The following is a 4752-nucleotide window of genomic DNA, read 5'->3' as shown; positions in this document are numbered from 1 at the left end:
GCCGCGCTCTCCATCCCCTTCGTCCTGAAGTTCGTCAAGGAGACCAAGGGCAAGACGCTGGAGGAGATGGGCTGACACCCGTCACTTCCCGCTGACCGCTTCCCGATGCCCTCTGAACTCGGGGGCGGGGCCCGGCCGTTGCGCGCGGCTCGGCCCGCCCGCCGGGTTCAGGGGAGGCGAGCCGTCCACTCCGGCGTGGAGAACTTCGTGCGCAGGAGTTCACGCGCACGCGTCATCTCCGCGTCCGTCACCTGGCCGGCGGCGAGCCCGTAACGGGTCCTGAACGATGAGATCAGGCCCGCGATGATGGCCTCTCGTGCCAGGCCGGTCTGCCGCCGCAGCGGATCCACCCGCTTCTTCGCGCTCCTCGTTCCCTTGTCCGACAGCTTCTCCCGCCCCGTGCGCAGCACACTGAGCATCTTGTCGGCGTCGATGTCGTAGGCCATCGTCACGTGGTGCAGAACGGCGCCGGGCCCTCCGTCCGGTCCCACGATGCGCTTCTGCGCCGCGCCGGCGATCTTCCCCTGGTCGGTGGAGATGTCGTTCAACGGCTGGTACCAGGCCTTGATCCCCATCTCGCCGAGCGCGTCGAGCACCCAGTCGTCGAGGTAGGCATAGCTGTCCTGGAAGGACAGCCCCTGCACCAGCGCGTCCGGCACGGAGAGGGAATAGGTGATCGTGTTGCCGGGCTCCACGAACATCGCCCCTCCGCCGGAGATCCGGCGGACGACCTCGATGCCGTGCTCGTTAGCGCTGTCGACATCGACTTCGTTGCGCAGGGACTGGAAGCTGCCGATGATCACCGCTGGGGCCGCCCACTCCCACACCCTGAGCGTGGGCGGACGACGGCCGGCGGCGACCTCAGCGGTGAGCGCTTCGTCCAACGCCATGTGGAGCCCAGGACTCTGCGGGCCGTCGTGGATCAGCTGCCAGTCGTAGTCGGTCCAGTCGCTGGCGTGCGCGAGCGCCCGGCGTACGGCGATGCCGACGCCCTCGGATGTCAACCCGTACATGACCGTGCCGTCCGGCACCGCCCTGTCCACGCGGGCTGCCAGACCGGCCGCGTCGGTGTCCGCCGGAGCGCCGTCCAGCGCGCGGGTCATCGCGTCGAGTGCCTCGTCCGGTTCGAGGAAGAAGTCACCCGTGACCCGGGGGCGCCGCAGCACGCCGCTCTCCACGTCGACATCCACGACGATCAGCTTGCCGCCAGGAACTTTGTATTCACCGTGCACGGTCTCGCCGTCCTTTCTCCTGCAAAGTTCAACAGTGTGAAAGAGGGACGTGTTCCCCAGGCGTGGACGTCAAGGACGCGGTCGGCGGGCCCTTGCCGTCCTGTACGTCGTCCGGCTCGTCACCCGGCGCGGTAGAGACCGCGGCCGGCCCGCTGGATCCGCGAAGTGCCGACCAGCCGGTCGAGCGTACTGCGTACGGCGTTGATGGCTCCGCTGTCGGTGTCGCGGCCGAGCGCCGCGGCCACGTCGCGGGCCCGCACTTCCTTGTCGTCGATGTGCGCGAAGTACTCGATGATCTGCTCGGTGAGCTGTCCGTACTGCTGCTGTGGCTCGGGCGCCTTGGAACGAGGAGCGCGAGGGGCACGAGAAGTACGTTTCTCCTGCCCGCCTTCGGATTCCTCGGGGGCGGTGTCTTCCGACGGCGGCTCTGCCGCTCGGGAGGGGCCGACCTCCTGCACCGCTTCCGCAGTGTGGTGCCGATCGGTGTTCCCCGTCGTGGTGTTCCCGGTCGGGGTGGACCGTGTCGCGCCGGGGGAGTCGGACATCAGGACCGACAGGGCGCTCAGAGCCCGCTGCACCGAGTCGAGGTGCGCGACGACCGCGGCCAGTTCCCTCTCCAGCGCCCGCTTCTGCAGCTCCAGGCGGGCCAGATCCCCCTGGAGGCTCTCAGCGGTGGTTTCGATGTTGTGCGCCGCGTGAGTTGCCGGGACCATGGCTTCCTCTCATCCCCACTCCTACATCGTTGGGAGGAGCATACTCTTCACCGCAGACACACCAGTACGCGACGAATCGGAAGATGCGTAGAGGGTGCCACTGTCTTGAGCCGCAGCCGCAGCCGCAGCCGCAGCCGCAGCCGCAGCCGCAGCCGCAGCCGAGACGGCGCCGGGACGGCTGAGCGTCGTGCGGTCAGGGTCGGCACGGAGCGGAACGCGGCGGTTCCAGCCGGCTCAGTTCCTCGGCGGTCTCCCGGATGCGCGCGTCGACCTCGGCCAGCTGCTGTCGAAGCATGCGAACCCGCTCCGTCAGCACGGCTGCTTCCGCCGCCAGGAACACGGTGGCTGCTGCGGGATCGTCGTCGTGATCGAAGTCGTGGTTCATCGGGTGTCCTTTTGTGGCAGGTCACAAGAGACCGGCAGGCCCCTACTACGCTCTGACCGAACAGCAGGAGTCCCTGTGACAGACATCGATCGTGTGACACCCTGTGCACCGCGCCTGCGACGTCCGCCGACGTGGTTCGCAGGAGCAGGTGACATCACAAGGGTCCCCGGCCCAGCGTGACCGCGAGAACGGCCGGGTCATGGCGTGCGGACGACACGGCGAACCCGTGCCGTCGCAGGTCCGCGATCAGGTCCGAGCGCGTGGCGGGCCACATCCAGAACGTCTCGGTGTGCTCTCCCAGCAGCCCGTGCGTCCCGCGCACCCAGTAGTCGACGCGGGTACGGATACGGGGTCCTGCCGCTGACATCACCATGTGTCCGCCGTATTCGTGTCGGCCCATCCGCCGCACCGGGAAAACTCGACGGTGTTCTTCGGCGGGCAGTCGAGCCGGAGGCAGTTCGAAGAGAAACCTGCCGCCGGGGACGAGAGCTTCGGCGACGGACGCCCAGAGCGTTCGGCGGGCGTCCGGCGTCAGGGAGGCGACCGTGTTGTGGCAGATCACCAGGTCCGCGACGTCGCGCAGAGCCGCCTCGCCGAGTGTGTACGGGTGCACCGACACGCGCGCCCGCTGCGGTGCGGGCAGTGCGGCCAGGCGGGTCATCAGCGCCGCACGCATGGCACGAGCCGGTTCGACGGCGTGCACACCGGTCCTGGAGCGAGCCAAGCTCAGCAAGGTCACCCGCCCTGTTCCGGCACCGACGTCCACCACGCCCAGACGTGCCGTCGCCACCGCGGTCCCGTAGAGCTGCCGTACGCGCCGGTCGTCGTCGTGCGCTTGCAGGATGTCGTAGAACTCGGCGCTGACCGCATAGGGCTCCGGCTGTGCGCGGGTGTCCGGTGCCTGGGCAATGACAGTGTGCATGTCCAGGAAGACAGAAGGTGTGCCGCACCTGTGACACCTTCGCACGCGCCCGCTCGCTCCTGGCGGGGACGGGGACACCAGGAACGGCGACTCCCGACCCTGTCAGGAACAGTCCTGGGCGCACGGCACATGTCACATTTCCTTCGCCCGCTCGGTCTCTAACTTGCGAAACGAACACCGGCGGCAGATCGCGCACCATCGAGCCGCCGGCACAGCCCGTCGGCAGCGGGTATGCGTAGGTGTCCCACGCGGGCGGTACACCACCCGTCCTGCCAGGGGGCTACATCTTCTGCGATGCCGCAGGTGCCGTCGTCATACCGGCCGGGAGCCTGCCGGAGGTCCTGGAGACCGCGCGGGCCGTCGACGCAGAGGACGCCCGGTTCGTCGAGCGGATCCGCGCCGACGCGAACCCCGGAACACCGCAGTAGTCCTCGGTCGCTCGACCAGGTCCGCGGCGGCGCCCGACCGCACCACATGTCACCCGTCCACGACCTGAGACCTCCCCAGGGCAGTGCACCGACCACCACCACGACGTGGCCCATTCGCTACACATCGGAAGGCACCCACCATGAACCCTCGTTCCCTCACTCGCCGCGCCCGGACCTCACTCACCGTGCTGGCCGGGATCGGCATCGCCGCAGCCCTGACAGCCACGACCATCGCGCCGGCCTCCGCGGACAAGACCACCGGCCCCCAGCGGCCCAAGCCGACGGTCGTGCTGGTCCACGGCGCGTTCGCCGACTCCACCAGCTGGAACGGTGTGGTCAAGGAGCTCCGGCACGACGGCTATCCCGTGGTGGCCGTCGCCAACCCCCTGCGGTCCCTCAGCGGGGACTCCGCCTACCTCAAGGACGTCCTGGCCGGCATCGAGGGACCCGTGGTGCTCGCCGGCCACTCCTACGGCGGATCCGTCATCAGCAACGCAGCCACGGGCAACAAGAACGTGAAGGCGCTCGTGTACCTCGCCGCCTTCCTCCCGGAGAAGGGCGAGAGCGCGGTCGACCTGTCGGGCAAGTACCCCGGCAGCACTCTCGGAGATGCCCTGCGCCCCGTGCCGTTCACCAACCCCGACGGCTCCCAGGGCACCGACCTGTACATCCAGAACGACAAGTTCCGGCATCAGTTCGCTGCCGACGTGCCCCGTGACCGGACCGATCTGATGGCTGTCACCCAGCGGCCGGTGGCCGAAGCGGCCCTGGCCGAGGGTGCGGGCGAGCCCGCGTGGAAGAGCATTCCGTCCTGGGTGCTGATCGCCGGTCAGGACCTCAACATCCCGCCCAAGGCGCAGCAGTTCATGGCCGAGCGTGCGGGCGCGCACACCGCGAAGGTCCGTGCGTCGCACGCCGTGAGCGTCTCGCAGCCCGAGAAGGTGACCGACGTCATCGAAGACGCCGCTCACTCGGTGCGATGACGTCGAGAGGGTCCCGGAGCATGTGATGCTCCGGGATCCTCCGCGTCGGTGGAGCAGTCGGGTACGGCAGTCGGGGCGGACCGGGAGGT

6 protein-coding genes are annotated in these 4752 nt (G+C 68.9%); 2 read left to right on the top strand and 4 right to left on the bottom strand.

All coding sequences use genetic code 11. From position 1 onward, the window contains the following. Positions 1-167: 167 nt before the first annotated feature. The 4 genes from ACFWGJ_RS42095 to ACFWGJ_RS42080 form a co-directional block, all read right to left on the bottom strand. On the bottom strand, positions 168-1232 hold the full coding sequence (locus ACFWGJ_RS42095) for a biotin/lipoate A/B protein ligase family protein (protein WP_387334240.1): 1065 nt from the start codon (positions 1230-1232) through the stop codon (positions 168-170). Between the two features lie 119 nt (positions 1233-1351). Next, positions 1352-1945, bottom strand: a complete 594-nt coding sequence (locus ACFWGJ_RS42090; RefSeq protein ID WP_387334239.1) for a hypothetical protein — start codon at positions 1943-1945, stop codon at positions 1352-1354. A gap of 193 nt (positions 1946-2138) precedes the next feature. Next, a complete protein-coding gene (locus tag ACFWGJ_RS42085; protein WP_387334238.1) occupies positions 2139-2330 on the bottom strand; it encodes a hypothetical protein in 192 nt (63 codons plus the stop codon). Positions 2331-2484: 154 nt separating this feature from the next. Then, entirely contained in the window at positions 2485-3252 is a 768-nt protein-coding gene (locus tag ACFWGJ_RS42080; RefSeq protein WP_387334237.1) for a class I SAM-dependent methyltransferase, read from the bottom strand. A gap of 239 nt (positions 3253-3491) precedes the next feature. On the opposite strand from ACFWGJ_RS42080, the gene ACFWGJ_RS42075 reads away from it, so the two are divergent. Beyond that, positions 3492-3680, top strand: a complete 189-nt coding sequence (locus ACFWGJ_RS42075) for a hypothetical protein (protein ID WP_387334236.1) — start codon at positions 3492-3494, stop codon at positions 3678-3680. A 140-nt stretch (positions 3681-3820) separates the two neighbouring features. Next, positions 3821-4663: an alpha/beta fold hydrolase gene (locus tag ACFWGJ_RS42070; protein ID WP_387334235.1), complete on the top strand. Its 843-nt coding sequence runs from the start codon at positions 3821-3823 to the stop codon at positions 4661-4663. The last annotated feature ends 89 nt before the right edge of the window (positions 4664-4752 follow it).

The organism is Streptomyces sp. NPDC060205 (assembly GCF_042728395.1).
Taxonomy (GTDB): domain Bacteria; phylum Actinomycetota; class Actinomycetes; order Streptomycetales; family Streptomycetaceae; genus Streptomyces.
This window is presented reverse-complemented; position numbering and strand designations above follow the sequence as displayed.

Excerpts from the sequence above, each read along its gene's own strand:
- ACFWGJ_RS42090 (WP_387334239.1), bottom strand. The coding sequence starts at position 1,945 with ATGGTCCCGGCAACTCACGCGGCGCACAACATCGAAACCACCGCTGAG.
- ACFWGJ_RS42085 (WP_387334238.1), bottom strand. The coding sequence starts at position 2,330 with ATGAACCACGACTTCGATCACGACGACGATCCCGCAGCAGCCACCGTG.
- ACFWGJ_RS42080 (WP_387334237.1), bottom strand. The coding sequence starts at position 3,252 with ATGCACACTGTCATTGCCCAGGCACCGGACACCCGCGCACAGCCGGAG.
- ACFWGJ_RS42070 (WP_387334235.1), top strand. The coding sequence starts at position 3,821 with ATGAACCCTCGTTCCCTCACTCGCCGCGCCCGGACCTCACTCACCGTG.